This is a genomic window from Pseudomonas sp. AC252 (genome assembly GCF_979258105.1).
The window spans coordinates 1639411-1665017 of the sequence record NZ_OZ409837.1 but is presented as its reverse complement, the minus strand read 5'-3'; the positions used below and the strand labels follow the sequence as shown (position 1 = coordinate 1665017).

24 protein-coding genes and 1 other RNA gene are annotated in these 25607 nt (G+C 61.0%); 13 read left to right on the top strand and 12 right to left on the bottom strand.

Translation table 11 applies throughout. The annotated features are described in order from the left end of the window. Positions 1-43: 43 nt before the first annotated feature. Complete coding sequence (locus tag ACZZZ4_RS07765) at positions 44-1942, top strand: FTR1 family protein (protein ID WP_463547571.1); 1899 nt, start codon at positions 44-46, stop codon at positions 1940-1942. A gap of 102 nt (positions 1943-2044) precedes the next feature. Further along, positions 2045-2500: a YaiI/YqxD family protein gene (locus ACZZZ4_RS07760; protein ID WP_463547570.1), complete on the top strand. Its 456-nt coding sequence runs from the start codon at positions 2045-2047 to the stop codon at positions 2498-2500. 128 nt (positions 2501-2628) lie between these two features. Here the strand turns inward: ACZZZ4_RS07760 and elbB are convergent, their stop codons facing one another. Together elbB and ACZZZ4_RS07750 are read right to left on the bottom strand one after the other, a co-directional pair. Beyond that, a complete protein-coding gene (gene elbB / locus ACZZZ4_RS07755; RefSeq protein WP_463547569.1) occupies positions 2629-3297 on the bottom strand; it encodes an isoprenoid biosynthesis glyoxalase ElbB in 669 nt (222 codons plus the stop codon). Between the two features lie 166 nt (positions 3298-3463). Continuing rightward, positions 3464-4123, bottom strand: a complete 660-nt coding sequence (locus ACZZZ4_RS07750; protein ID WP_039757420.1) for a DedA family protein — start codon at positions 4121-4123, stop codon at positions 3464-3466. A 207-nt stretch (positions 4124-4330) separates the two neighbouring features. Between ACZZZ4_RS07750 and hemB the strand changes: the two genes are divergently transcribed. Next, a complete protein-coding gene (gene hemB, locus ACZZZ4_RS07745; protein WP_463547568.1) occupies positions 4331-5344 on the top strand; it encodes a porphobilinogen synthase in 1014 nt (337 codons plus the stop codon). Positions 5345-5362: 18 nt separating this feature from the next. Continuing rightward, complete coding sequence (gene ppk1 / locus ACZZZ4_RS07740; protein WP_101161521.1) at positions 5363-7588, top strand: polyphosphate kinase 1; 2226 nt, start codon at positions 5363-5365, stop codon at positions 7586-7588. A 171-nt stretch (positions 7589-7759) separates the two neighbouring features. Here ppk1 and ppx read toward each other — a convergent pair whose 3' ends face one another. From ppx to ACZZZ4_RS07715, 5 genes are all read right to left on the bottom strand, one after another. Further along, positions 7760-9262, bottom strand: coding sequence for an exopolyphosphatase (gene ppx, locus ACZZZ4_RS07735; RefSeq protein WP_039757422.1), 1503 nt, complete (start codon positions 9260-9262; stop codon positions 7760-7762). A 122-nt stretch (positions 9263-9384) separates the two neighbouring features. Next, positions 9385-10122 carry an amino acid ABC transporter ATP-binding protein gene (locus ACZZZ4_RS07730; RefSeq protein WP_463547567.1) on the bottom strand — a complete coding sequence of 246 codons (738 nt, stop codon included), beginning with the start codon at positions 10120-10122 and terminating at the stop codon, positions 9385-9387. Beyond that, a complete protein-coding gene (locus tag ACZZZ4_RS07725; protein WP_024014753.1) occupies positions 10109-10759 on the bottom strand; it encodes an amino acid ABC transporter permease in 651 nt (216 codons plus the stop codon). The genes ACZZZ4_RS07730 and ACZZZ4_RS07725 overlap by 14 nt, the downstream gene beginning before the upstream one ends. Then, positions 10756-11424, bottom strand: a complete 669-nt coding sequence (locus ACZZZ4_RS07720; protein ID WP_463547566.1) for an amino acid ABC transporter permease — start codon at positions 11422-11424, stop codon at positions 10756-10758. The genes ACZZZ4_RS07725 and ACZZZ4_RS07720 overlap by 4 nt, the downstream gene beginning before the upstream one ends. Positions 11425-11445: 21 nt before the next feature. Continuing rightward, positions 11446-12231 carry a transporter substrate-binding domain-containing protein gene (locus ACZZZ4_RS07715; RefSeq protein ID WP_463547565.1) on the bottom strand — a complete coding sequence of 262 codons (786 nt, stop codon included), beginning with the start codon at positions 12229-12231 and terminating at the stop codon, positions 11446-11448. A 256-nt stretch (positions 12232-12487) separates the two neighbouring features. Here ACZZZ4_RS07715 and ACZZZ4_RS07710 point away from each other — a divergent pair, with 256 nt between their 5' ends. The 7 genes from ACZZZ4_RS07710 to ACZZZ4_RS07680 all read left to right on the top strand — a co-directional run bounded on the left by ACZZZ4_RS07710 (position 12488) and on the right by ACZZZ4_RS07680 (position 20661). Beyond that, a complete protein-coding gene (locus ACZZZ4_RS07710) occupies positions 12488-13192 on the top strand; it encodes a FadR/GntR family transcriptional regulator (RefSeq protein WP_071172248.1) in 705 nt (234 codons plus the stop codon). A 120-nt stretch (positions 13193-13312) separates the two neighbouring features. Beyond that, positions 13313-13642 carry a thioredoxin TrxA gene (trxA, locus tag ACZZZ4_RS07705; RefSeq protein WP_003206727.1) on the top strand — a complete coding sequence of 110 codons (330 nt, stop codon included), beginning with the start codon at positions 13313-13315 and terminating at the stop codon, positions 13640-13642. 245 nt (positions 13643-13887) lie between these two features. Next, on the top strand, positions 13888-15147 hold the full coding sequence (rho, locus tag ACZZZ4_RS07700) for a transcription termination factor Rho (RefSeq protein ID WP_003229334.1): 1260 nt from the start codon (positions 13888-13890) through the stop codon (positions 15145-15147). A 137-nt stretch (positions 15148-15284) separates the two neighbouring features. Continuing rightward, positions 15285-17240 carry an acyltransferase family protein gene (locus ACZZZ4_RS07695; RefSeq protein WP_463547564.1) on the top strand — a complete coding sequence of 652 codons (1956 nt, stop codon included), beginning with the start codon at positions 15285-15287 and terminating at the stop codon, positions 17238-17240. A gap of 80 nt (positions 17241-17320) precedes the next feature. After that, on the top strand, positions 17321-18787 hold the full coding sequence (gene ubiD, locus ACZZZ4_RS07690; protein WP_039757427.1) for a 4-hydroxy-3-polyprenylbenzoate decarboxylase: 1467 nt from the start codon (positions 17321-17323) through the stop codon (positions 18785-18787). Then, positions 18787-19755, top strand: a complete 969-nt coding sequence (locus ACZZZ4_RS07685; RefSeq protein ID WP_039757428.1) for a CDP-6-deoxy-delta-3,4-glucoseen reductase — start codon at positions 18787-18789, stop codon at positions 19753-19755. Before ubiD ends, ACZZZ4_RS07685 begins: the two co-directional genes overlap by 1 nt. 237 nt (positions 19756-19992) lie before the next feature. After that, positions 19993-20661 carry a gamma-glutamylcyclotransferase gene (locus ACZZZ4_RS07680; RefSeq protein WP_039757429.1) on the top strand — a complete coding sequence of 223 codons (669 nt, stop codon included), beginning with the start codon at positions 19993-19995 and terminating at the stop codon, positions 20659-20661. On the opposite strand, the gene glpT is transcribed toward ACZZZ4_RS07680, so the two are convergent. Beyond that, positions 20637-21986, bottom strand: a complete 1350-nt coding sequence (gene glpT / locus ACZZZ4_RS07675) for a glycerol-3-phosphate transporter (RefSeq protein ID WP_039757430.1) — start codon at positions 21984-21986, stop codon at positions 20637-20639. The two genes, ACZZZ4_RS07680 and glpT, sit on opposite strands and share 25 nt — an antisense overlap. A gap of 257 nt (positions 21987-22243) precedes the next feature. Continuing rightward, the gene (locus ACZZZ4_RS07670; protein ID WP_463547563.1) at positions 22244-23221 is read right to left on the bottom strand and encodes an NADPH:quinone oxidoreductase family protein; all 978 of its coding nucleotides are present in this window, start codon (positions 23219-23221) and stop codon (positions 22244-22246) included. 150 nt (positions 23222-23371) lie between these two features. On the opposite strand from ACZZZ4_RS07670, the gene ACZZZ4_RS07665 reads away from it, so the two are divergent. Beyond that, the gene (locus tag ACZZZ4_RS07665; protein ID WP_039757432.1) at positions 23372-23779 is read left to right on the top strand and encodes a flagellar basal body-associated protein FliL; all 408 of its coding nucleotides are present in this window, start codon (positions 23372-23374) and stop codon (positions 23777-23779) included. Between the two features lie 113 nt (positions 23780-23892). Here the strand turns inward: ACZZZ4_RS07665 and ACZZZ4_RS07660 are convergent, their stop codons facing one another. Continuing rightward, a complete protein-coding gene (locus ACZZZ4_RS07660; protein WP_463547562.1) occupies positions 23893-24345 on the bottom strand; it encodes an EVE domain-containing protein in 453 nt (150 codons plus the stop codon). Positions 24346-24541: 196 nt separating this feature from the next. On the opposite strand from ACZZZ4_RS07660, the gene ACZZZ4_RS07655 reads away from it, so the two are divergent. Then, the gene (locus ACZZZ4_RS07655; RefSeq protein WP_007911192.1) at positions 24542-24697 is read left to right on the top strand and encodes a hypothetical protein; all 156 of its coding nucleotides are present in this window, start codon (positions 24542-24544) and stop codon (positions 24695-24697) included. A gap of 34 nt (positions 24698-24731) precedes the next feature. Here the strand turns inward: ACZZZ4_RS07655 and ACZZZ4_RS07650 are convergent, their stop codons facing one another. Next, complete coding sequence (locus tag ACZZZ4_RS07650) at positions 24732-25337, bottom strand: 5-formyltetrahydrofolate cyclo-ligase (RefSeq protein ID WP_039757434.1); 606 nt, start codon at positions 25335-25337, stop codon at positions 24732-24734. 79 nt (positions 25338-25416) lie between these two features. Further along, positions 25417-25595, bottom strand: a non-coding RNA gene (gene ssrS, locus ACZZZ4_RS07645) — 6S RNA. Between the last annotated feature and the right edge of the window lie 12 nt (positions 25596-25607).

Below are 25607 nucleotides of genomic sequence, written 5' to 3'. Positions count from 1 at the left end.
AGTGAACAATATGTAACTTCGCATTTCCATTTGAGATTCGTTCATGATTGCCTCGTCCCGATTGCTGGCCTGGCTGCTGTTCCCGTTATTGTCCCTGAGCAGCCTGCCGCTGCTGGCCGATACCGTGGAAGGCGCGCCGCAAGCGTTGCACCTGCTCGATTACATCAGTGCCGATTACCCGCCGACGGTCGCGGCAGGCAAAGTCATCGACGATGGCGAATACCGCGAGCAGCTGGAATTCACCCAGGTTCTGCAAGGCTTGATCACTGCATTACCGGCCAAACCGGAAAAAGCCGCGCTGGAACAGGGCGTCGAATCTTTGCACGCCGCCATCAGTGCGAAGCAGGACGGTGCTGATGTCGCCCGTCAGGCCCGACAGTTGGGGGCGAAACTGGCGGTGGCGTATGAAGTCAGTCAGGCGCCGATCATCACCCCGGACCCGACACGCGGTGCGCCGTTGTATGCGCAGAATTGCTCGGTGTGCCACGGCGATTCCGGTGCCGGCGACGGCCCGGCCGGCGTAGGTCTGACCCCTGCGCCAGCCAACCTGCGCGACGCTGCGCGCATGGATCACCTGAGCCTGTACGCGATCTACAGCACCCTCGGCCAGGGCGTCGAAGGCACCGACATGCCGGCGTTTGCCGATCAGCTCGATGATCGCCAGCGCTGGGATCTGGCCACCTACATCGCCGGCTTCAGTGCCGATGCGGCGGCCGCCAAGTCCGACAAGGTCTACAACATCGCCGATCTGGCCCGCCAGACCCCGGCCGAAGTGCAGGCGGCGGAAGGCGCAGAGGTTGCGGCGACGTTCCGGGCTCAGCGCGCACAACCACCGCAGGTCAAACGCGGTCCGGCGCAGTTGCTCGATTACACTGCCGCCACGCTGGACAAGAGCCTCGCGGCCTACCGCGCCGGTGAACATGATCAGGCCTATGACCTCTCGGTGGCGGCGTATCTGGAAGGCTTCGAACTGGTCGAAAGCTCGCTGGACAACGTCGATGCCAATGTGCGCAAGGACACCGAAAAATCGCTGATGGCGTATCGGCAGTCTCTGCAGGACGGTCTTCCGGTCGAGCAGGCCGAGCAGCGACTGGATGCGGCCAAGGCCAAACTCAAGGAATCCGCCGGCCTGCTGGGCAGCGATGGTCTGAGCTGGTCGCTGAGCTACATCTCCGGTCTGCTGATTCTGCTGCGCGAAGGTCTGGAAGCGATTCTGGTGCTGGCGGCGATCCTCGCCTTCCTGCGCAACACCGGTCAGCAGTCAGCGGTGCGCAGTGTCAACGTTGGCTGGGGCCTCGCGTTGCTGGCGGGCTTGGGCACCTGGGCGCTGGCGGCGTATGTGATCGACGTCAGCGGTTCGCAGCGTGAGTTGCTGGAAGGCGCCACCGCGCTGTTTGCCAGCGTCATGGTGTTGTGGCTCGGCGTGTGGATGCATGACCGCCGTCACGCGGCGGCCTGGCAGGATTACATCAAGAGCAGCCTGGTCGGCGGCGGTGGACGTTTCGGCTTTGCGATCCTCGCGTTCTTCTCGGTCTATCGCGAGTTGTTCGAAGTGATCCTGTTCTACGAAACCCTCTGGCTGCAGGCCGGGCCCGCCGGGCACAACGCGGTGCTGGCCGGCGGTGCGACGGCGTTGGTGCTGCTGGTCGGCTTGGCCTGGGTGATTCTGCGCGGCTCGGCGAAACTGCCGCTGACGCTGTTCTTCAGCATCAACGCCGCGTTGTTGTGCGCGTTGTCGGTGGTGTTTGCCGGGCATGGCGTGAAAGCCTTGCAGGAGGCCGGGATCTTCGGCACACGGCCGGTGGCGTTCTTTGAATTCGACTGGCTGGGGATCCATGCCGATGCCTATTCGCTGATTGCGCAGGCGGTGGCGATTGTGGCGATTGTTGTGTTGTACGGGCGTAGTTGGGTGGCGGAGAAGCGCCGGGTTTCGGCTGCATAAAGGCATTCGCTGCGCTCATATTCGCGAGCAGGCTCGCTCCCACAGGTTCGGTATGTATCCTGTGGGAGCGAGCCTGCTCGCGAATTTTTTGGAGGCAAGAACATGCGTGTATGGATCGATGCCGACGCCTGTCCACGGGCGGCGAAGGATCTGGTGGTGAAGTTCGCGTTAAAGCGCCAGTTCGAAGTGGTGCTGGTGGCCGGGCAGCCGCAGACCAAGCCGGGGCTGGCCATCGTCAAACTGATCGTGGTGCCGAGCGGGCCGGATGCGGCGGATGATTATCTGGTCGAGCACGCCGTGCCGGGTGAGCTGGTGATCTGCAGCGATATCCCGCTGGCCGATCGGCTGGTGAAGAAGGGCGTGGCGGCGCTGGATCCGCGCGGCAAGGAGTTCGATGCGCAGAACATGGGCGAGCGTCTGGCAGTGCGTAACCTGTTCACCGATCTGAGGGAGCAGGGCCAGATGAGCGGCGGGCCGGCGCCGTTTGGTGAGCGTGAAAAGCAGGCGTTTGCCAATGCTTTGGACCGGATTCTGACCCGGCTCACCCGCAAGGACTGAGTCTTGCACAATCGCTGTGGGAGCGAGCCTGCTCGCGAAGGCGTCGTATCAAACAGATTTGAATTGAATGACACTCCGCTTTCGCGAGCAGGCTCGCTCCCACAGTCGGGTTTGCAGGCAGGCAGGGATCAAGCGTCGTTTTCGTGAGTCAGTTCGAGCACGCGGTCGACCAGTTTGTTGATCCCCGAAGCCGCTTCACTGATGGTCTGCGCCAGCATGTACGCCGGGGTGGTGACCAGTTTGCGCGCCTTGTCTTCGACGATTTCGGTCACCGCGCACTCTTCGTGGGTGGCGCCCATTTTGTTCATGGCCGCCGCGGTGTCGGCGTCGTTGCCAATGGTGCAGGTCACGCCCGGGCCATAGATTTTCGCCGACAGCGCCGGGGAAATACAGATCAGCCCGACCGGCTTGCCCGCTTCGGCAAATGCTTCGGCCAGGGCCAGCACTTCGGGTTGCACGGTGCAGCCTGCGCCTTCGATGGCAAAGTTCGACAGGTTCTTCGCCGCGCCGAAACCGCCGGGCACGATCAGCGCATCGAAGTCTTCGACGTCGGCATCGCGGATATCCTTGACGTTGCCCCGGGCAATCCGCGCCGATTCCACCAGTACGTTGCGCGACTCCGGCATTTCTTCGCCGGTCAGGTGATTGATCACATGCAATTGCGCGATGTTTGGCGCGAAGCACTGCACCTGTGCGCCGCGCTGGTCGAGGCGCAACAGGGTGATGACACTTTCCTGGATTTCGGCGCCGTCGTATACGCCACTGCCGGACAGGATCACTGCAACTTTTTTGCTCATGGGCTTCTCTCCAGATTCATGGCGCTCAATGTCCCTTAAATCGTCACGCGTTGCCATAGGGCATGGGCGACGCGCGCGGGAACAGAGCGCTCTCTCAATGGATCGCAACGGCGGCGGGGTGTTCATTATTTGCCTGGGCTGCGCGTGGAAGCCGCCAGCGAATGGCTTATTCGGCTGGCGTTTTCGGTTCAGCAGGAGGGCTCGCTTCGACCTGGCGCAACTGCTCGGCCTCGGCGGCTTTGGCGAGTTGCTCGTCCTGATAGATTTTCTTCGCCAGTTGCGCATTCTTGAAGCGGCGTCGCAGCCACAGGCCCAGCCCCAGAATCAGCAAGGCGCCGAGCACCCACAGCTCGTACTTCTTGATGCTGCCGAGCATGCCTTCCAGCACTGCGCCGAAGTGGTAAGCCGCCGCAGCCAGTGCGGTGGCCCAGATTGCCGCGCCAATGCCGTTGAGGAGCAGGTAGCGTCCCGGCGGATACCCGGACAGGCCGATCGCCACCGGCATCACCGTGCGCAGGCCATAAACGAAGCGGAAGCTCAGGACCCAGATGTCCGGATGCTTGCGAATGTGCTCCAGGGCACGGTCGCCCATCATCTGCCAGCGCGGTTTGCGCGCGAGCAATTTGCGCCCGTGCTTGCGCCCCAGGAAGTACCACAGCTGATCGCCGGCGTAGCTGCCGAAGAACGCCACGACCACCACCAGATTGATGTCCATGTATCCACGGAACGCAAGGAAGCCTGCGAGCACCAGAATGGTTTCGCCTTCGAAGAACGTGCCGAGAAACAAGGCAAAGTAGCCAAAGTCGTGCAGAAATTGTTGGAGCATTGTCTGGGTGCTGGCGAAATGAACGCGCAGCCTAACCCTTCGGGCACATTCATGAAAGTGTCCAAATGTGTCTCGACGTGAACATTTCCTACATCGACAATGGATTGCGGCTACCTGTCACAGAGCACACACAACTGTCATCTGTTGGTCATAATGGCCGTCTATAACTGTCACGCTCGCCCGTTTGCCCGGGCTCAGGAGTCTGCCGTGAGCTTTACCCCCGCCAATCGTCTGTTCCCAGCCACTCGTCTGCGCCGCAATCGTCGTGATGATTTTTCGCGGCGCCTGGTGCGTGAAAACGTATTGACGGTCGATGACCTGATCCTGCCGGTGTTCGTGCTCGACGGTGAAAACCGCCGCGAAGCCGTGGCCTCGATGCCGGGCGTCGAGCGACTGAGCATTGATCTGCTGCTTGAAGAAGCGGCGAAATGGGTCGAGCTGGGCATTCCGGCGCTGGCTCTGTTCCCGGTCACCCCGCCTGAGCTGAAATCCCTTGATGCCGCCGAAGCCTGGAATCCCGAAGGCATCGCCCAGCGCGCCACTCGCGCCCTGCGCGAGCGTTTCCCGGAGCTGGGCGTGATCACTGACGTGGCGCTGGACCCGTTCACCACCCACGGTCAGGACGGCATTCTCGACGAAGACGGCTACGTGCAGAACGACATTACCGTCGATGCGCTGGTGCGTCAGGCGCTGTCCCACGCCGAAGCCGGCGCGCAGGTCGTGGCGCCATCGGACATGATGGACGGTCGCATCCAGGCCATCCGTGAAGCGCTGGAAATTGCCGGTCACGTCAATATGCGCATCATGGCCTACTCGGCGAAGTACGCCAGCGCCTACTACGGCCCATTCCGCGATGCGGTGGGCTCGGCGTCGAACCTCGGCAAGGCCAACAAAGCCTCTTATCAGATGGACCCGGCCAACAGCGACGAAGCGCTGCACGAAGTCGGTGCGGACTTGTCCGAAGGCGCGGACATGGTCATGGTCAAACCGGGCATGCCCTACCTGGACATTCTTTTTCGGGTCAAAGATGCCTTCAAGGTGCCGACCTTCGTCTATCAGGTCAGTGGCGAATACGCCATGCACATGGCCGCTATCCAGAATGGCTGGTTGAGCGAAGCGGTGATCCTCGAGTCACTGACCGCCTTTAAACGTGCCGGTGCAGATGGCATCCTGACTTACTTTGCCGTTCGTGCCGCTCAATTGTTACGAGAGCAGAAATAGCCCTCCCAGGAACATTCCATGAATACCGAAGGACTCACTGAAGTTGCCGTAAAAGAAGCTCAGCCGGTGGTCGAGCAAATCACCGAAACTCCGCCGGAACTGGAGCCTGCGCCACCCGCGCCGGTCGCTGAAACCGCCGCGGCGGTGCCGGCGATCGCCATTCCCGGCCTGGATGACAGCAGCCTGTACATCCACCGCGAGCTTTCGCAATTGCAGTTCAACATCCGCGTGCTGGAACAGGCGCTGGACGAGTCCTACCCGTTGCTGGAGCGGCTGAAGTTCCTGCTCATCTTCTCCAGCAACCTCGATGAATTCTTTGAAATCCGCGTCGCCGGGCTGAAAAAGCAGATCACCTTCGCCCGCGAACAGGCCGGCGCTGACGGCTTGCAGCCGCATCAGGCGCTGGCGCGGATCAGCGAGCTGGTCCACGGTCACGTTGACCGCCAGTACGCGATCCTCAACGACATCCTCCTGCCGGAGCTGGAAAAGCATCAGGTGCGCTTCATCCGTCGGCGCAACTGGACGACCAAGCTCAAGACCTGGGTCCGCCGCTATTTCCGCGACGAGATCGCGCCAATCATCACCCCGATCGGCCTCGACCCGACGCACCCGTTCCCGCTGCTGGTGAACAAGAGCCTGAACTTCATCGTCGAGCTCGAAGGCATCGACGCCTTCGGTCGCGACTCCGGTCTGGCAATCATTCCGGCTCCGCGTCTGCTGCCGCGGATCATCAAGGTGCCGGAAGAAGTCGGCGGCGCCGGCGACAACTATGTGTTCCTGTCGTCGATGATCCACGCCCACGCCGATGACCTGTTCCAGGGCATGAAGGTGAAAGGCTGCTACCAGTTCCGTCTGACCCGAAATGCCGACCTGGCGCTCGACTCCGAAGACGTCGAAGACCTCGCCCGCGCCCTGCGTGGCGAGTTGTTCTCGCGGCGTTACGGTGACGCGGTGCGTCTGGAAGTCGCCGACACTTGCCCAAAACACCTCTCGGACTACCTGCTCAAGCAGTTCAACCTGAGCGAGACCGAGCTGTATCAGGTCAATGGCCCGGTCAACCTGACGCGGCTGTTCAGCATTACCGGTCTCGACAGCCACCCGGAGCTGCAATACACGCCGTTCACCCCGCAGATTCCGAAACTGCTGCAGAACAGCGAAAACATTTTCAGCGTGGTCAGCAAGCAGGACATCCTTCTGCTGCATCCGTTCGAGTCGTTCACGCCGGTGGTCGACCTGCTGCGTCAGGCGGCGAAAGACCCGCACGTTCTCGCCGTTCGCCAGACCCTGTACCGCTCCGGCGCCAACTCCGAGATCGTCGATGCGCTGGTGGATGCCGCGCGTAACGGCAAGGAAGTCACGGCGGTGATCGAGCTGCGCGCGCGCTTCGACGAAGAGTCCAACCTGCAACTGGCCAGCCGTCTGCAAGCGGCGGGTGCCGTGGTGATCTACGGCGTGGTCGGCTTCAAGACCCACGCCAAGATGATGCTGATTCTGCGCCGCGAGGCTGGCGAGATCGTCCGTTATGCGCACCTCGGCACCGGTAACTACCACGCCGGTAACGCCAAGCTCTACACCGACTACAGCCTGCTGACCTCCGATGACGCCTTGTGCGAGGACGTCGGCAAACTGTTCAGCCAGTTGATCGGCATGGGCAAGACGCTGCGCATGAAAAAGCTGCTGCATGCGCCGTTCACCCTGAAGAAGGGCATGCTCGACATGATTGCCCGCGAAACCCAGTTCGCCCTCGAAGGCAAACCGGCGCACATCATCGCCAAGTTCAACTCGCTGACCGATCCGAAGATCATCCGCGCGCTGTACAAGGCCAGTCAGTCCGGGGTGCGCATCGATCTGGTGGTGCGCGGCATGTGCTGCCTGCGCCCGGGCATCGCCGGGGTCTCGCACAACATTCATGTGCGCTCGATCATTGGCCGCTTCCTCGAGCACACGCGGGTGTTCTACTTCCTCAACGGCGGCGACGAGCAGATGTTCCTCTCCAGCGCCGACTGGATGGAGCGCAACCTCGACAAGCGCGTCGAGACCTGCTTCCCGGTGGAAGGCAAGAAGCTGCTGACCCGCGTCAAGAAGGAGCTGGAGCTGTACCTGACCGACAACACCCACAGCTGGAGTTTGCAGTCGGACGGCCGCTACATCCGCAACACGCCCACTGGCAACCAGAACCCGCGCAGTGCGCAGGCGACGTTGCTGGAGCGGTTGGGCAGCCCGATATTGCCGGTGAGCAGTTGACCGTCAGCCCAATAAAAAAGGCGATCCCTCGGGATCGCCTTTTTTGTATCTACACTGATTCCGACCTGTGGCGAGGGGATTTATCCCCGTTGGGCGCGAAGCGACCCCTTGAGGCAAAATCAGGCCTGCTGCGCAGGCCAGCGGGGATAAATCCCCTCGCCACAATCAGTGTCAGTGCACCGTGAGAACAATCCCCACCCGCGTCAACCAGTCCGCCTCAAGTCCGAAATCCGCCTGGGTCAGCTGATTTTCATCCAGCCAGTTCTCCGGGAATTGCACATCGAGATGGTCGCCATTGGCGTGCAGCACCACCTGCGGCATCGCCTGGGTTCCGCGAATGTGATGGAACAGAATGGCAAACCGCAGCAGCACGCACAGGCGAATCAGCTTGATGCCGTCATCGCCGAATTCGGCAAACTTGTCCTTGGGAATATTGCGCCGATGGCCACGCACCAATAGCGCGAGCATCTGCTGGTCTTCTCGCGAGAAGCCGGCCAGATCGGAGTGCTCGATCAGGTAGGCACCGTGCTTGTGGTAGTGATAGTGAGCGATGTCGAGGCCGACTTCGTGGACTTTCGCCGCCCAGCCGAGCAGTTCGCGCCAGATGCCGTCGTCCAGTTCCCAGTCGACGGCGACCTGATCGAACGCGTGCAGGGCCTTGCGCTCGACCCGCGCCGCCTGTTCCAGATCGACGTGATAGCGCTCCATCAATGAGGTCAGGGTGCGTTCGCGCACGTCTTCGTGATGATGGCGGCCGAGCAGGTCGTAGAGCACGCCTTCACGCAGCGCGCCTTCGCAATGGTCCATGCGTTGCAGTTCGAGGGCGTCGAAGATCGCTTCGAGAATCGCCAGGCCCGCCGGGAAGATCGCGCGGCGGTCAGGCTTGATGCCTTCGAAATCGATCTTGTCGGCGTCGCCAAGCTTGAACAGCTTGCGCTTGAGCCACGCCAAGCCTTCGGCGTTGACCTCGCCGCTGCCATGGCCGCCAGCCTTCAGGGCCAGGCCGATGGCGCGAATCGTACCGGAAGAGCCGATGGCTTCATCCCAGGTCAGGCGATGCAGGGCGTGCTCGATGCTCATGATTTCCAGGCGCGCCGCCGTATAGGCCTGGGCGTAGCGGGCCGGGGTGATTTTGCCGTCCTTGAAGTAGCGCTGGGTGAAACTCACACAGCCCATTTGCAGGCTTTCGCGCAGCAACGGCTCGAAGCGCTGGCCGATGATGAATTCGGTACTGCCGCCGCCGATGTCGGCGACCAAACGTTTGCCTGGGGTGTCGGCGAGTGTGTGCGAAACGCCGAGATAGATCAGGCGCGCTTCTTCACGGCCGGAGATGACTTCAACCGTGTGGCCGAGGATTTCCTCGGCGCGGCGGATGAATTCGCCGCGGTTGCGCGCTTCACGCAGGGCGTTGGTGCCGACGATGCGCACGGCGCCGAGCGGCATACCGTTGATCAGTTGGGCAAAGCGCTTGAGGCAATCGAGGCCGCGCTGCATCGATTCTTCGTTGAGCTGGCGCGCGTCGTCGATGCCGGCGGCCAGTTGCACCTTCTCGCCGAGGCGCTCGAGGATGCGGATTTCGCCGTTCTGGGCCTTGGCCACGACCATGTGAAAGCTGTTGGAGCCCAGGTCGATTGCGGCGATCAGGGACAGATTCTTGGCTTGGGATTGCGGCATGGTCAGGGGGTCTCGGTCGATAACCCCGACATCGTGCCACGATCAAACGCTGGCGCCAACGCGCATGGTTCAAACCTGATCGTTCCTACGCTCTGCGTGGGAACGATCAGGATGAGGCTGCTTCAGGCTGTCGCCTCCACCGTGCCAATAAAGTTCGCCAGCTCCGCCGTCTGCGGATTGGCAAACAACACCTTCGGATCGCCCACCTCATGCACCTTGCCGTGGTGCATGAAAACCAGTTTATCGCCGACTTCCCGGGCAAAGCGCATCTCGTGGGTGACCATGATCAGTGTCATGCCATCCTTTGCCAACTGCCGCACCACGCTGAGCACTTCATTGACCAGCTCAGGGTCGAGCGCCGAGGTGATCTCATCGCACAGCAGCACTTTCGGCGACATCGCCAGAGCCCGGGCAATCGCCACGCGCTGTTGCTGGCCGCCGGACAGGCGATCCGGAAAGGCATCGAATTTTTCCCCGAGCCCGACCCGCTCGAGCATTTCGCGCGCCAGTTCGGCTGCCTTGGCCTTGGATACTTTCTGCACCACTTGCGGCGCGAGCATGACGTTCTCCCCGACGGTCAGGTGCGGGAACAGGTTGAACTGCTGGAAGACCATGCCGACCTTCTGTCGCAGGCTGCGCAGATCGGCGCGGGCGGCGTCGAGGTATTCGCCGTCGACTTCGATCACGCCGTCGTTGATCGACTCCAGGCCATTGAGCGTGCGCAACAGGGTCGATTTGCCCGAGCCACTGCGGCCGATGATCGCCACGACCTGACCTTCCTCGACGCTGAGGTCGATGCCTTTGAGTACGTGGTGATCGCCGTAATATTTATGCAGGGCGGAAATTCTAAGCAGAGGCATGCAGTCTCCTTTCCAAGTAGCGCGCACTGAGGGACAAGGGGTAGCAGAGCAGGAAGTAGCCGAGGGCGACGAGGCCATAGACCATGAACGGTTCGAACGTGGCATTGGCGAGCATGCCGCCGGTCTTCGTCAGTTCGGTGAAGCCGATGATCGAGGTCACCGCTGTGCCTTTGACCACTTGCACCGAGAAGCCCACGGTCGGCGCCACGGCGATGCGCAGCGCTTGCGGCAGAATCACGTAGCGCAGCTGCTCCAGCGGACTGAGCGCCAGGCTCGACGAGGCTTCCCACTGACCGTGGGGAATGGCCTCGACGCAGCCGCGCCAGATCTCCGCCAGATAGGCGCTGGTGAACAAGGTCAAGGCGATCGCGGCGGCCATCCATGGCGAAATCTCGATCCCGGCCAGCGCCACACCGAAGAACACCAGAAACAGCTGCATCAGCAGCGGCGTGCCCTGGAACAGCTCGATCCAGGTGCGGGCGATGCTGCTGGGCAGGGTGTTCTTGGAGATGCGCATCACCAGAATCAGCAGGCCGACGAGGCCGCCGCCGATGAATGCCACCAGCGACAGCGCCAGGGTCCATTGCAGGCCGGTGAGTAGGTTGCGCAGGATGTCCCAGAAAGTGAAGTCGCTCATTGGCTGCTCCTCGCAATGAACCGCCGGCCGAACCAGTTGAGCAATTGGCGGATCAGCAGCGCCATGCACAGGTAGATCAGGGTAGTCAGCGCGTAGGTTTCAAAGGCGCGGAAGTTGCGTGACTGAATGAAGTTGGCGGCGAAGCTCAATTCTTCCGTGGCGATCTGCGAACACACCGCCGAGCCGAGCATGACGATGATGATCTGGCTGCTCAGCGCCGGCCAGACCTTACCCAGCGCCGGCAGCAGGACGACGTGGCGGAACGCTTCGAAGCGCGTCATCGCCAGTGCCGCAGCCGCTTCCAGCTGCCCGCGCGGAATCGCCTGGATGCCGGCGCGGATGATCTCGGTCGAATAGGCGCCAAGGTTGATCACCATCGCCAGCACCGCCGCCTGCCACTCGGAAATCTGCACGCCGAGCGACGGCAGGCCGAAGAAGATGAAGAACAGTTGCACTAGAAACGGCGTGTTGCGGATCAACTCGACGTAGACGCCGAAGATCGCCGAGAACGGGCGAATCTTCCACGCCCGCACCAGCGCCCCGACAATGCCCACGCCGACCCCAAGCAGCGCGCCGATGGCGGTCAGCTCAAGGGTGAACAGCGCGCCGCGCAGCAGCAGGTCGGTGTTTTCCACCACCGGCAGGAAATCGAACTGATAAGCCATGAAGGTCTCCCGCGCAGTCGATCAGAGATCGGCCGGCAGCGGCTCTTTCAGCCAGGTCTGCGAGTTCTTTTCCAGCGCGCCGTCAGCTTTTGCGGTGTTGAGGATGTCGTTGACCCCGGCCAGCAGCGCCGCTTCGTTCTTGTTCACACCGACGTAGACCGGCGAATCCTTGAGCTTCACTTTCAGCGCCGGTACGCGCTTGGGGTTCTTCTCGCTGATGGCCACCATCACTACGTTGCCGCTGGCGATCAGATCGACTTGCCCTGCCAGATAAGCGGCGATGGTCGAGTTGTTGTCTTCGAAACGTTTGATGGTCACGCCTTCGGGGGCGACTTTGCTCAGCTCGATGTCTTCGATGGCGCCACGGGTGACGCTGATGGTCTTGCCCTTGAGGTCGTCGAGGCTGGTGATCGCAGCGTCTGGCGGGCCGAACACGGCGAGGTAGAACGGCGCATAGGCGCGAGAGAAGTCGATGACCTTCTCGCGCTCGGCGTTTTTGCCAAGGCTGGAAATCACCAGATCGACCTTGCCCGTGGTCAGGAACGGAATGCGGTTGGTGCTGTTGACCGGCGTAAGCTCGAGTTTGACCTTGAGTTGGTCAGCCAGCAGTTTCGCCGTGTCGATATCCAGGCCGCGCGGCTTCATGTCCGGGCCGACCGAGCCGAAGGGCGGGAAGTCCTGGGGCACGGCGACTTTCAGCGTGCCGCGTTTGACCACGTCGTCCAGACCGTCGGCGTGAGCGGGAGCCTGGCACAGCAGCAGGCCGGCAAACAGGGAAGCGAGGAGGGCGCTGTAACGCTGGGTCATGGACAATCTCCGGATCGGCGGGAAGTGGTTGCTCCGATCGGACAGAGCATGGGCCGTGCCAAGAGGTGGATTTCGCCCCGGCAGGCCGCGGTAGCAGCGGTTTGGTTCGGTCTTACTGGTCTGAACAGTCAACTCGGTTTTCGCACTGCGATGGCGCATCGGCTGCCCGCGCCGAACCCCGCTGGGGCACGACTTGCCGGACTCGGCGAATAGCTTTACAACTAGCCGCACCTTGGCCCTGATGCGTCCGCAAACCATGAATTCGATCTCCCGCGCCGTACCTGAAGTGGCGCTGCAAGCGATCCGCAAACTGATCACCGAACAGGGCTTCGGCGCCGGCGATGCGTTGCCTTCGCAACGGGATCTGGCGCTGCAACTAGGGGTCAGCCGCGCTTCCTTGCGTGAGGCGCTGTCGTCGCTCAGTGCACTGGGCGTGGTCAGTATTCAGCCGGGCAAGGGCGTGTTCGTGCAGTCGCCGGTCGAGTTGTCGCGCGGCGAAGCGCCGGGCTGGCCATTCGCGGCGCAAGCCTCGCCGCTGGACATCTTTCAGTTGCGCTACGCGCTGGAGGGCTTTGCCGCCGGGCTTGCCGCGACAACCTTGAGTACGTTTGATCTGGATGCGCTGGAAGACAACGTCGCGGCGATGCGCGAGCACTTGCGCGGCGGCGACTTCGAAGCAGCGGCGAAACTCGACTTCGAATTTCACCGGCGCATCCTTCTCGCCAGCGGCAATCAGGCGATGCTGAGCATTCTCACCGCCAGCGCCGAGATCTTTCTCGAGAGTCAGAAACTGCCGTTCATCCGCGCCGAGCGCGCCATGGAAACCTGGCAGGAACACCGCAAGATCCTCCGCGCACTGGCCCGCCGTGCGTCGGGAGCTGCGCAGAAAGCCATGCAGGAACACGTGCGTAACGCCGCACTGCGCACCGGAATCGCCTTCATCGCTCCCGCCACGGCGTGACTTGAGCTATACCCAAACTCATCAGGGGCCATAGCAACACTCAATCATCTGCGGCTTCCTGAACAAGGGAAGGGCGGCTATGATGGGCCACGTTTTTTTGCTTACAACCTGGAGAATTCCATGAGCAGCGATCTGATCAAACACGTTAGCGACGCTAGCTTCGAAGCCGACGTACTCAAGGCCGAAGGCGCTGTCCTGGTCGACTACTGGGCTGAATGGTGCGGCCCTTGCAAAATGATCGCACCGGTTCTGGACGAGATTGCCGAGACTTACAAAGGCAAGCTGACCGTCGCCAAACTGAACATCGACGAAAACCAGGAAACCCCGGCCAAGCATGGCGTGCGTGGTATCCCGACGCTGATGCTGTTCAAGAACGGCAACGTTGAAGCGACCAAAGTCGGCGCACTGTCGAAGTCGCAACTGGCGGCTTTCCTCGACGCCAACATCTGAGCGTCGCAGTAAAACGCTGAAAAAAGCCCCGCAAATCGCGGGGCTTTTTGCGTATTCAGGGCTAGACGCTCCGAAACTCAGGTGGTACATTCGGCCCCGCACTGGTTTCTCCACTGCCCCCTGCTAGCCGTCGCCGACGCACTCCTTTTCGAATTAGTTCGCGATCCTGTCGCCTTCTCCGCGGCGCGGCCTCATTAAGCCAAAAGCTTAATTTCCCCCTCCATAAATGATTACGTCATTCCTATATGAATCTGACTGAACTCAAGCAAAAGCCGATTACCGAACTGCTCGAATTAGCCGAACAGATGGGCATAGAAAATATGGCCCGTTCGCGCAAGCAGGACGTGATTTTCTCCCTGCTGAAAAAACACGCGAAAAGCGGCGAGGAAATCTCCGGTGATGGCGTGCTGGAGATTCTCCAGGACGGCTTCGGCTTCCTGCGCTCCGCAGACGCTTCCTACCTCGCCGGCCCTGACGACATCTACGTCTCGCCGAGCCAGATCCGCCGCTTCAACTTGCGCACCGGTGACACCATCGTCGGCAAGATTCGTCCTCCGAAGGAAGGCGAGCGGTATTTCGCTCTGCTCAAGGTCGACACGATCAACTTTGATCGTCCGGAGAACGCGAAAAACAAGATTCTCTTCGAGAACCTGACCCCGCTGTTCCCGACCGTGCGCATGAAGATGGAAGCCGGTAACGGTTCGACCGAAGACCTCACCGGTCGTGTGATCGACCTGTGTGCACCGATCGGCAAAGGTCAGCGTGGCCTGATCGTCGCACCGCCGAAAGCCGGTAAAACCATCATGCTGCAGAACATCGCAGCGAACATCGCCCGTAACAATCCTGAAGTTCACCTGATCGTGCTGTTGATCGACGAGCGTCCGGAAGAAGTGACCGAAATGCAGCGCACCGTGCGCGGCGAAGTGGTTGCCTCGACCTTCGACGAGCCGCCGACCCGTCACGTGCAGGTTGCTGAAATGGTGATCGAGAAGGCCAAGCGCCTGGTCGAACACAAGAAAGACGTGGTGATCCTGCTCGACTCCATCACCCGTCTGGCCCGAGCCTACAACACCGTGATCCCGAGCTCCGGCAAGGTCCTGACCGGTGGTGTCGATGCCCACGCCCTGGAGAAGCCGAAGCGTTTCTTCGGCGCCGCGCGTAACATCGAAGAAGGCGGCTCGCTGACCATTATCGCCACCGCGCTGGTTGAAACCGGCTCGAAGATGGACGAAGTGATCTACGAAGAGTTCAAGGGTACCGGCAACATGGAACTGCCTCTGGATCGCAAGATCGCCGAGAAGCGTGTGTTCCCGGCCATCAACATCAACCGCTCCGGCACCCGCCGCGAAGAGTTGCTGACCGCCGACGACGAACTGCAGCGCATGTGGATTCTGCGCAAGCTGCTGCACCCGATGGACGAAGTCGCCGCCATCGAGTTCCTGGTCGACAAACTGAAAACGACCAAGACCAACGACGAGTTCTTCTTGTCGATGAAGCGCAAGTAGTACGCCGCTGATAGAAGGAGCGCTCCACAAGGGGCGCTTTTTTTGTCTGCGATTTATTTGTATCTGGATTGAAGTTTGCGCGGCTGCTAACGTCGCGCCTTCAAGGGATTCTGTATCCAGAACAGGTAAGGTTTTTCATGCACACGTTTGGCAATCGCCGTGATATCGACGGCTTACGCGCGCTCGCGGTACTTCCCGTCGTGCTCTTTCATTTCGGATTCAATACATTCAGCGGCGGCTTTGTCGGCGTGGATGTTTTCTTCGTCATCTCCGGATTCCTGATCACCTCGATCCTGTTCCGTGAAATCAGCGCCAAGCGTTTCAGCTTTGTCGATTTCTGGGCGCGCCGTGCCCGCCGCATTATTCCGGCCCTGACGGTGGTCATGCTGGTGACGCTGGCGCTGGGTTGGCTGCTGCTGACAGCGAAGGATTTCTCCGAACTTGGGCGGACGGTGCGTTATCAGTCGCTGTTCATCTCCAATATCCTGTTCATGCGCGAGGACGGCTACTTCCAGCCGGCCTCCGATCTGAAACCGTTGTTGCACACCTGGTCGCTGGCGGTTGAAGAGCAGTATTACATCTTCTTCCCGTTGCTGATGGCGGTGCTGGTTCGCTATGTCAGACACTGGCGCTGGATGTTGCTGGGATTGCTGCTGATTTCCTTTGGCCTGAACATCGCCTGGATTGAGCACAAGCCGGAATTCACCTTTTTCTCTCTGCCGACCCGTGCCTGGGAATTGTTGTGCGGGGCAATGCTTGCGGTAATGCCTGCGCCGAGACAGGCCGTACGACCGTGGCTGTACCAGATGGTCGGCATTGCCGGTCTGGCAGCGGTGCTGCTCGCCGTGTTCACGTTTGATCGCTCAACGGTGTTTCCCGGGTGGGCGGCGTTGCTGCCGGTATTGGGCACCACTGCCCTGATCTGGTCAGGCGCCCAGGGACCAAGCTGGGCCGCGCGACTGTTGAGCCTGCGACCGCTGGTCTGGATCGGCCTGCTGTCTTATTCGCTGTATCTGTGGCACTGGCCGATTTACGTTTACGCCAACGCCATTTCCATCGACGGTATCCAGCCGCTCGAGGCGCTCGCCTGGATGGTGCTGGCAGTGGGTCTGGCGTGGCTGAGCCTGCGCTACATAGAATTGCCGTTTCGAGAAAAGCGTTTGCTGGGCGAACGTAAATCGATACTGGCGGGTGCGGTAGTGGCCATTGCTGTACTGGTCGCGGTCGGTTCGGCGATTCGCTCGGCCGACGGTATCCCCGGGCGCCTGAGCGGCAAGGCTCTGGAATATGCGCAGGCCCGCGAATGGCGTGCCGGGCAGATGAAATGCATGGTGGTGACGCAAGACAAATCGATCGACAAGGCCTGTCTGGTCGGCGGCGAACAGAGTACGCCGCCGACCCAGGCGTTCTGGGGTGACAGCCATGCGGCTGCGTTGATGCCGGCCATCGAGGCCAATGCCCGCCGCGACGGTCGTTCGGTGTGGTTGTTCAGTATGAGCGCCTGTCCGCCGATTCTCAGCGACGAGCCGCGCCAGCGGTGCAAGGACTTCAACCAGCAGACCATGGACAAAGTGCTCAGCCTTGGCATCAAGGACGTGGTATTGGCGTCCAATTGGAGTCTTTACGTCTATGGTCGCGAGGATGGCGACAGAAAGGTTTTGCTCAACGCCCATGACGATACCGCCCAGGCTGAGGAACGCATGGCCGCCGCGTTGCGCACGCGGGTGGCCGCCTTGCGCGCAGCCGGCGTGCAGGTCTGGCTGTTCAAGGAGGTGCCGCTGCAACGCAAGGGCGCCATTAACCGCCTGACCAGTCTGGCAAGGATTGGCCGGTCCGCCGAAGGTCTGGGGCGTCCGCTTGATGAGCATCTGGCGCGCCAGCATTTTCTCGGCAACTTGTTCACGTCCATGAGCGAAGCCGATCCGGGTGTTCACGTCATCGACCCGACGCCGATGATGTGTGCTGACGGGGTCTGCAGCATCGAGGTCAACGGCCACTCGCAGTACAAGGATGAGGACCATCTCTCGGACATTGGCAGCGCCAGGCTGAGCCCGTTGTTTGCACCAGTATTGCTGGGCACAAATCGACATTGAGTACTGTCAGGCTCTGACGGACTGCTGTTTGCCCTTCAGAGCAGGTAGGATGTACGCCTATTTTGAGGGTGCCATCGTCAATGAAATTCAAGGATCTTCGGGATTTCGTGCAGCAGCTTGAGCAGCGCGGAGAGTTGAAACGCATCCAGATTCCCGTCTCGCCGGTGCTGGAGATGACTGAGGTGTGCGACCGCACGCTGCGAGCCAAGGGCCCGGCGCTGCTGTTCGAAAAACCCACCGGTTACGACATTCCGGTGCTCGGCAACCTGTTCGGCACCCCCGAGCGGGTGGCCATGGGCATGGGCGCCGAGTCGGTCAGCGAGCTGCGTGAAATCGGCAAGCTGCTGGCCTTCCTCAAGGAGCCGGAGCCGCCGAAGGGCTTGAAGGACGCGTGGTCAAAACTGCCGATCTTCCGCAAGATCATCTCCATGGCGCCGAAAGTGGTCAAAGACGCGGTGTGCCAGGAAGTGGTCATCGAAGGCGACGACGTCGATCTGGCCATGCTGCCCGTGCAAACCTGCTGGCCCGGCGACGTCGGCCCGTTGATCACTTGGGGTCTGACCGTCACCAAAGGCCCGAACAAGGAACGCCAGAACCTCGGTATCTATCGCCAGCAAGTGATCGGCCGCAACAAGGTGATCATGCGCTGGCTCAGCCACCGTGGCGGCGCCCTCGACTTTCGCGAGTGGTGCGAGAAACATCCGGGCCAGCCGTTCCCGGTGTCCGTGGCCCTTGGCGCCGATCCGGCGACGATTCTCGGTGCGGTGACGCCGGTACCGGACAGCCTCTCCGAATATGCTTTCGCAGGGCTCTTGCGCGGCAATCGCACGGAACTGGTCAAGTGCCGTGGCAACGACCTGCAAGTGCCGGCCACCGCCGAAATTATCCTTGAAGGCGTGATTCATCCCGGCGAAATGGCCGACGAAGGTCCGTATGGCGACCACACCGGTTACTACAACGAAGTCGACAGCTTCCCGGTGTTCACCGTCGAGCGCATCACCCACCGGATCAAGCCGATCTACCACAGCACTTACACCGGCCGTCCGCCGGATGAGCCGGCGATTCTCGGCGTGGCGCTGAACGAAGTGTTCGTGCCGATCCTGCAGAAGCAGTTTCCGGAGATCACCGACTTCTACCTACCGCCGGAAGGCTGCTCGTACCGCATGGCCGTGGTGACGATGAAGAAGTCGTATCCGGGGCATGCCAAGCGCGTGATGCTTGGCGTCTGGTCGTTCTTGCGACAGTTCATGTACACCAAGTTCGTTATCGTCACCGACGACGATATCAACGCCCGCGACTGGAACGACGTGATCTGGGCCATCACCACGCGCATGGACCCCAAGCGCGACACGGTGATGATTGATAACACGCCGATCGACTACCTCGACTTCGCCTCGCCGATCTCCGGCCTGGGCTCGAAAATGGGCCTGGATGCCACCCACAAGTGGCCGGGCGAAACCACCCGCGAGTGGGGCCGCGTGATCGTCAAGGACGACGCCGTCACCCAACGGATCGATGCCATCTGGAACCAGTTAGGAATAGATTGATGCGTGTAACCCTGCAGCCTTCCGGAGCCGTGCTCGAGATACAACCCGGTGAGCGGATTCTCGACGGCGCGCGGCGCCTGGGCTATGACTGCCCGCAAAGCTGCCGCAACGGCAATTGCCACGTGTGTGCCGCGCTGCTGGTCGAGGGGCGCGTCGAGCAGGCCGGCAAAGTCCACGACCATGGCGAGTTCTACACCTGCATCGCCGCACCGCTGGAAGACTGCGTGCTGTTGTGGGATGGCGTGCTCGCATTGGGTGAGCTGCCAGTGCGCAGCCTGTCGTGCCAAGTCATCGAATGCCGCGAGGTCGGCGGCGACACCTGGCGCGTGCGTCTGCGCGCACCGGCGGGCAAGCCGCCGCGCTATCACGCCGGGCAATATTTGATGATCGAGCGCGAGAGCGGCGAGAAATCGGCGTTCTCCATGGCTTCGGCACCGCACGGCGGACGTGATCTGGAAATTCATGTGCTGGCGCGCGAAACCAGTGCGTTAAGCCTGGTCGAGCAGTTGCAACGCAACCCGATGGTGCGTGTCGAGCTGCCCTTCGGCGACACACATCTTGCTGAGCTACCTGACGGTCCTCTGGTGTTGATCGCTGCCGGCACCGGCATGGGCCAGATTCACAGCCTGATCGAACATTGCCGCGCCGAAGGCTTCAAGCATCCTGTGCATCTGTACTGGGGCGTGCGCCGGCCCGAGGATTTCTATCAGATCGAGCACTGGGACGAATGGCTGAAGCTGCCCAATCTGTTCCTGCACAAGGTGGTCAGCGACCAGTGCGGCTGGGAGGGGCGCTGCGGGATGTTGCACGAGGCGGTTTGCGAGGATTTCCCCGACCTGAAGCCGCTGCACGTCTATGCCAGCGGTTCGCCAGCGATGGTCTACGGCACGCTGGACGCGCTGGTCGAGGCGGGCATGGATGCGCATCAGATGCGCGCCGATGTGTTCGCCTACGCGCCGCGCTCTTGAAAATGTGGGAGCAAGCGCGCTCCCACACTGGTTTAATGCGTAGCGCTCGCAACGCGTTATAACTCTACATATAGCCGATCGGTATTTATCTAATTGCATAAATACCGCTAGGTTATATATCAATCAGGCGATTAATCAGTGGCACTTAAATTGCCTTAAAACATATGTGCCTTATTGTTACAGCGGTGCGTTCTATTAAGTAATTCTTCACCCGCGGGGAGCTGAACGCTATTCGCCATGAGCGCCATTGAAAACGCAATTCTGAACCTGGCTTATCCTCCGCGGCTCGATCTTGGGCCGCAGCTGACGCACGAACAACTTCTCGCTTCCATGCAATCGACCATGGCGCGCCACAAAGGCGGGCCGGTGTGGTTGTTCGCCTATGGCTCGCTGATCTGGCGGCCGGAATGCACGGCGGTTGAGCGCATGCGCGGTCGCGTGCATGGCTATCATCGTGGCTTGTACCTGTGGTCCCACGAGCACCGGGGTACGCCGGAAATGCCCGGCCTGGTATTCGGTCTGGATCGCGGTGGCTCATGCAGTGGCTTTGCCTACCGTTTGCCGGAAGACGATCTCGATACGGCGCTGTATGCCTTGTGGAAACGCGAGATGCCGTTTCCGTCGTATCGCCCGCACTGGCTCAATTGCCGGCTCGAAGACGGCACTCAGGTGCAGGCCTTGGGATTTGTTCTGGAGCGTCACCTGCCGAGCTATGCCGGCAACTTGCCGGATCATGTGCTCAGCCAGGTCTTTGCCAGCGCCAGCGGGCGTTACGGCACCACTCGCGATTATGTCGAGCAGACCGTGCACGCCCTGCGCAGCCACGCCATGCCGGATCGAAATCTGGAGGCGCGGCTCAAGCGCTGTAAATCACACAGCGATCAGGCGACCGCTTCACGGCTTTGACTGGCAACTTGCTTGTGCCATAGCGTTGGCGCAAGGAAGGCCATCGCCAGCAAGCAGGCGCCGACCAGCAGGACGAAACCGCCATCCCAGCCGAAGTGATCGACGGTGTAGCCCATCGCCGCACTGGCTGCGACCGAACCTCCCAGATAACCGAACAGGCCGGTGAAGCCCGCTGCGGTACCGGCGGCTTTCTTCGGCGCCAGTTCCAGCGCTTGCAGGCCGATCAGCATCACCGGACCGTAGATCAGGAACCCGATCGACAGCAGGGCGATCATGTCGACCATCGGGTTGCCGGCCGGATTCAGCCAGTACACCAGGGTCGCAACAGTCACCAGCGCCATGAACACCATGCCGGTCAGGCCACGGTTGCCACGGAAGATCTTGTCCGACATCCAGCCGCACAGCAGCGTGCCCGGAATCCCCGCCCACTCGTAGAAGAAATAGGCCCACGAGGTTTTATCCACGGTGAAGCCCTTGGCTTCCTTCAAGTAGGTCGGCGCCCAGTCCAGCACGCCGTAGCGCAGCAGGTAGACGAAAACGTTGGCCATGGCGATGTACCAAAGCATTTTGTTGCGCAGCACGTACTTGACGAAGATTTCCTTGGCGCTGAATTCGTCTTCGTGGCTGGCGTCGTAGCCTTCCGGGTAATCGTTCTTGTACTGCTCGATCGGCGGCAGGCCGACCGATTGCGGGGTGTCACGCATGGTGATGAAGGCGAATACCGCCACGCCCAGCGCTACCGCTGCCGGTACGTAGAACGCCGCGTGCCAGTCATTGAACAGGCCCATGCCGATCAGGAACAGCGGGCCGATCAGACCGCCGCCGACGTTATGCGCCACGTTCCACACCGAGACCACGCCACCGCGTTCCTTCTGCGACCACCAATGCACCATGGTCCGCCCGCTCGGCGGCCAGCCCATGCCCTGCGCCCAGCCGTTGATGAACAACAGAATGAACATCATCGTCACGCTGGACGTTGCCCACGGCGCGAAACCGAAAATGAACATCACCCCGGCCGACACCAGCAGGCCGAACGGCAGGAAGAAGCGCGGGTTGGAGCGGTCGGACACCAGGCCCATGAGGAATTTCGACAAACCATACGCAATGGCGATCGCCGACATCGCCAGACCGAGGTCGCCACGGCTGTAGCCTTCATCGATCAGATACGGCATGGCCAGGGAGAAGTTCTTGCGCAGCAGGTAGTAACCGGCGTAGCCGATAAAGATACCGGCGAAGATCTGCCAGCGCAGGCGGCGGTAGGTGCTGTCTATTTTTTCTTCAGGCAAAGGAGCCTGATGTGCGGCAGGACGAAAGAAAGCAAACATTCAAGAGCTCCAGTTTTCTTGTTTTGACTGCGGATGCGAATGTTACAGTTTCGTTACCGAAAATAGCATCGCTTCACGTCGGCAAAACAGCGGAAATTTGGGCAGGTGAGCGTTCCTTTATGAACATGTCGCTCTGAGACAAGTACGGGGCGCGGAGGGAATGGTGGCTCGGGTGGGTTTCTGCGGTTTTGCGTATTTCAGAGGCGCATGTCAGTGCTGAGGCGATCCGGATCGCTGCTCCGGATCGCTCCATGTTCTTAACGAACCTGAACGACAACCTTGCCCACGGCTTTGCGCTGGCCAAGATCATCGATTGCCTGTGCGGCGTTGCTCAGTGGGTACAGCTGTGACACCAGCGGTTTGAGCTTGCCCTCGGCAAACCAGGCGAACAGCTGCTGAAAGTTGGCTGCGTTGTCCTGGGGTTGGCGCTGGGCAAAGGAGCCCCAGAACACGCCGAGCACCGCCGCGCCTTTGAGCAGCGCGAGGTTGACCGGCAGTTCGGGGATGCGGCCGCTGGCGAAGCCGACTACGAGCAGGCGGCCGTTCCAGGCGATGGCGCGGATGGCCTGGTCGAACAGGTCGCCGCCGACCGGGTCGTAGATCACGTCGGCGCCCTGGCCGTCGGTGAGGCGTTTGATCTCGTCCTTGAGGCTGGCTTCGCTGTAGTTGATCAGTTCTTCGGCGCCGGCAGCCTTGGCCACCGCGAGTTTCTCGGCACTGCTGGCGGCGGCGATCACGCGGGCGCCCATGGCTTTGCCGATCTCCACCGCGGCGAGGCCGACACCACCGGATGCGCCGAGGACCAGCAGGGTTTCGCCCGGTTGCAGGTTGGCGCGTTGTTTGAGCGCGTGCATCGACGTGCCGTAGGTCATGCTGAATGCAGCGGCGACGTTGAAATCCATCGACGGCGGAATCGGCAGGACGTTGTAGCCCGGCACCGCCACCTGCTCGGCAAAACTGCCCCAACCGGTCAGGGCCATGACCCGGTCGCCGACTGTCAGGTGGCTGACCTTTTCGCCGACTTCGCGCACCACGCCCGCCGCTTCACCGCCTGGCGAAAACGGGAAGGGCGGTTTGAACTGGTACTTGCCCTCGATGATCAGCGTGTCCGGGAAGTTGACCCCGGCGGCGTGCACGTCCAGCAGGATTTCATTCTTCTTGGCGACAGGGCTGGCGACGTCTTCCAGCACCAGCGATTCGGCAGGGCCGAAGGCTTTGCACAGCACGGCTTTCATCAGGGCTATTCCTTTGGGAGTGATGGCCGATAAGTGTAGGTGTGTGAATCAACGGGTCAACGAGCATGCCCGGCCCTGATAGTCAGCCATAAGCTTGTGCTTGCGCGGCGGGTCGCTATGCTAGGCCGCAAACCGGATAAGGAGCGAATTGTGAAAGCGTGGATCATGTTGTTGCTGGCCCTGTCTCTGCCTGTGGCAGCACTGGCCGAAGAAGCCAAAGAAGGCGAGGCGCCGAAGGTCAATTACATCACCCTGAGCCCGCCGTTCGTCGGCAACTATGGCCTCGACGGCACCGCCAAGCTCAAAGTCTACAAAGCTGACGTGGCCCTGCGCGTCACTGGCGAAGAGGCGACCAAACTGGTCAAGGCCAACGAGCCGCTGATCCGCAATCAGCTGGTGGCGTTGTTCACTCAGCAGACCACCGAGGCGATGGGCAGCATTGAAGGCAAGGAAAAGCTCCGTCAGGAAGCGTTGAAACAGACCCAGCAAGTGATGAATGACGAGACCGGCAAGCCTGTTGTTGAAGATCTGTTGTTCAACAACCTGATCATTCAGTAAGTCATTCGCTGTCCGGGCAGGCCTCTTCGCGAGCAGGCTCGTTCCCACATTGGACTGCATGTTCCTGTGGGAGCAAGCCTGCTCGCGAAAGCTATTTATCAGGCAAAAATGAATCAGGGTTTGAGCCCGATAACCGCCGTCCACTGTTCTGGTGTAACCGGCATCACCGACAACCGTGAGCCCTTCTGCACCAGCGGCAGCTCCGCCAGCGCCGTCTGCTGCTTCAGATAATCGAGCTTCAACACCCGCGCAAACGTTTCGACATGCTCGACATCGATCGCGCTCCAGGCATTTTTCTCCAGCGTAGCCTTCGGATCGAAGTAATGGCTGTCCGGCTCCAGTGCCGTCGGATCGGGATACGCTGCTTCGATTATCTTGCCGATCCCGGCAATCCCCGGCTCCGGGCAGCTGGAATGGTAGAAAAAGAACTCGTCACCGACCGCCATCGCCCGCAGGAAGTTGCGTGCCTGATAGTTGCGAACCCCGTCCCAGCGCGCCTTGCCGAGCTTTTCCAGGCCCTTGATCGAGAGTTCGTCGGGCTCTGATTTCATCAGCCAGTAGGCCATGTGGTGTGCTCCTGAAGCGGTCATTGGGCAGGTTGTCGGGCAATTTTATGACAAACCGACAGTCGGTTGACGTCAGCGTTTGCGCACAGGTTCACGTTGCCGCAAAATGCCGGCCTTTAAAGCTTGACGCTGCTGCACGGCCTACGAACGGAAACCGCTGCTGTCATCGTGATGATGTGCCTTGAGGGGGCAATCGATGAAACGCAAACCGGATTTGCTATGGACTTTGGTAATTTTGTTTGGCCTGGGCGTGGTAACCACCGGTTACGCGCAGAGCCTGTGGGCGAACAAGGCCGATGCGCCGATTGAAGTGGCGCAACAAGTACAACAGTCGACCGCTTTCAAACGCTGAACCTGTCTCTCGACGCCGCTGTTCTGTGCGGCGTCTACTCTGCGAAATACCACGCCTTGTCGGTGACCGTGCCTTGTAACGGGACATCCCAACTCGCCTGCGCCAAACGTTCGACCTTCTGACATTCATGGGCCAGGCCCAGCAGCGTCGGCTTGCGCCAGTTCTTGCGCCGGGCCAGATAGGCGAGGCTGCGATCATAAAATCCGCCGCCCATGCCCAGGCGCCCGCCGACATCGTCAAACCCCACCAGCGGCAACAACACCAGATCCAGCGCCCAGACCTTGCGTTGCCTAGCCAGATTGGCCCGGGGTTCAAGAATCCGGAAACGATTGGGCTTGAGCTTCTCGTCGGGCCGGATGCGCTGGAAGACCATTTTCGTTCGCGGCCAAGCGCTGAGTACCGGCAGATAAGTCGCCTTGCCACGCCGCTGGGCTTCGCGCAGGAGCAGGCGTGGATCGATTTCACCGTCGGTGGGTAAATACAGAGAGATATGTTTCGCCCGGCGAAAATGCGGGTCTTGGGCCAGTTGCCGGAACAGGCCTTTGGCAGCCTGGCGTTGTTCGCCCGGCGTCAGTGCGCGGCGCGCCTTGCGCAGCAGGCGGCGGAGTTGCGGGCGGGGCAGCAGCGCGGGTTCGGTCATGGTTCGGCTTCGGCAGGTTGGACGAAAACGTACGCATAAAAAATCCGATGTCGGCATACACCGACATCGGATTCGAATCAGGCTCCCCGGATGAACCGCTGTCAACTCAGCCCTTGAACCCGAAAGTTCAAGGTGGAAGAAGCAGTAGACTTTAAGGCTTTCCGTCTAGCGGACATGCACACCAGCCCAACGTGCAACTTCCAGGGTAGTGCGAATCGGCTCCGGGACATCGTCAACTGGCAAGCACCCCAGGGAGTGCCGCGAGTATAC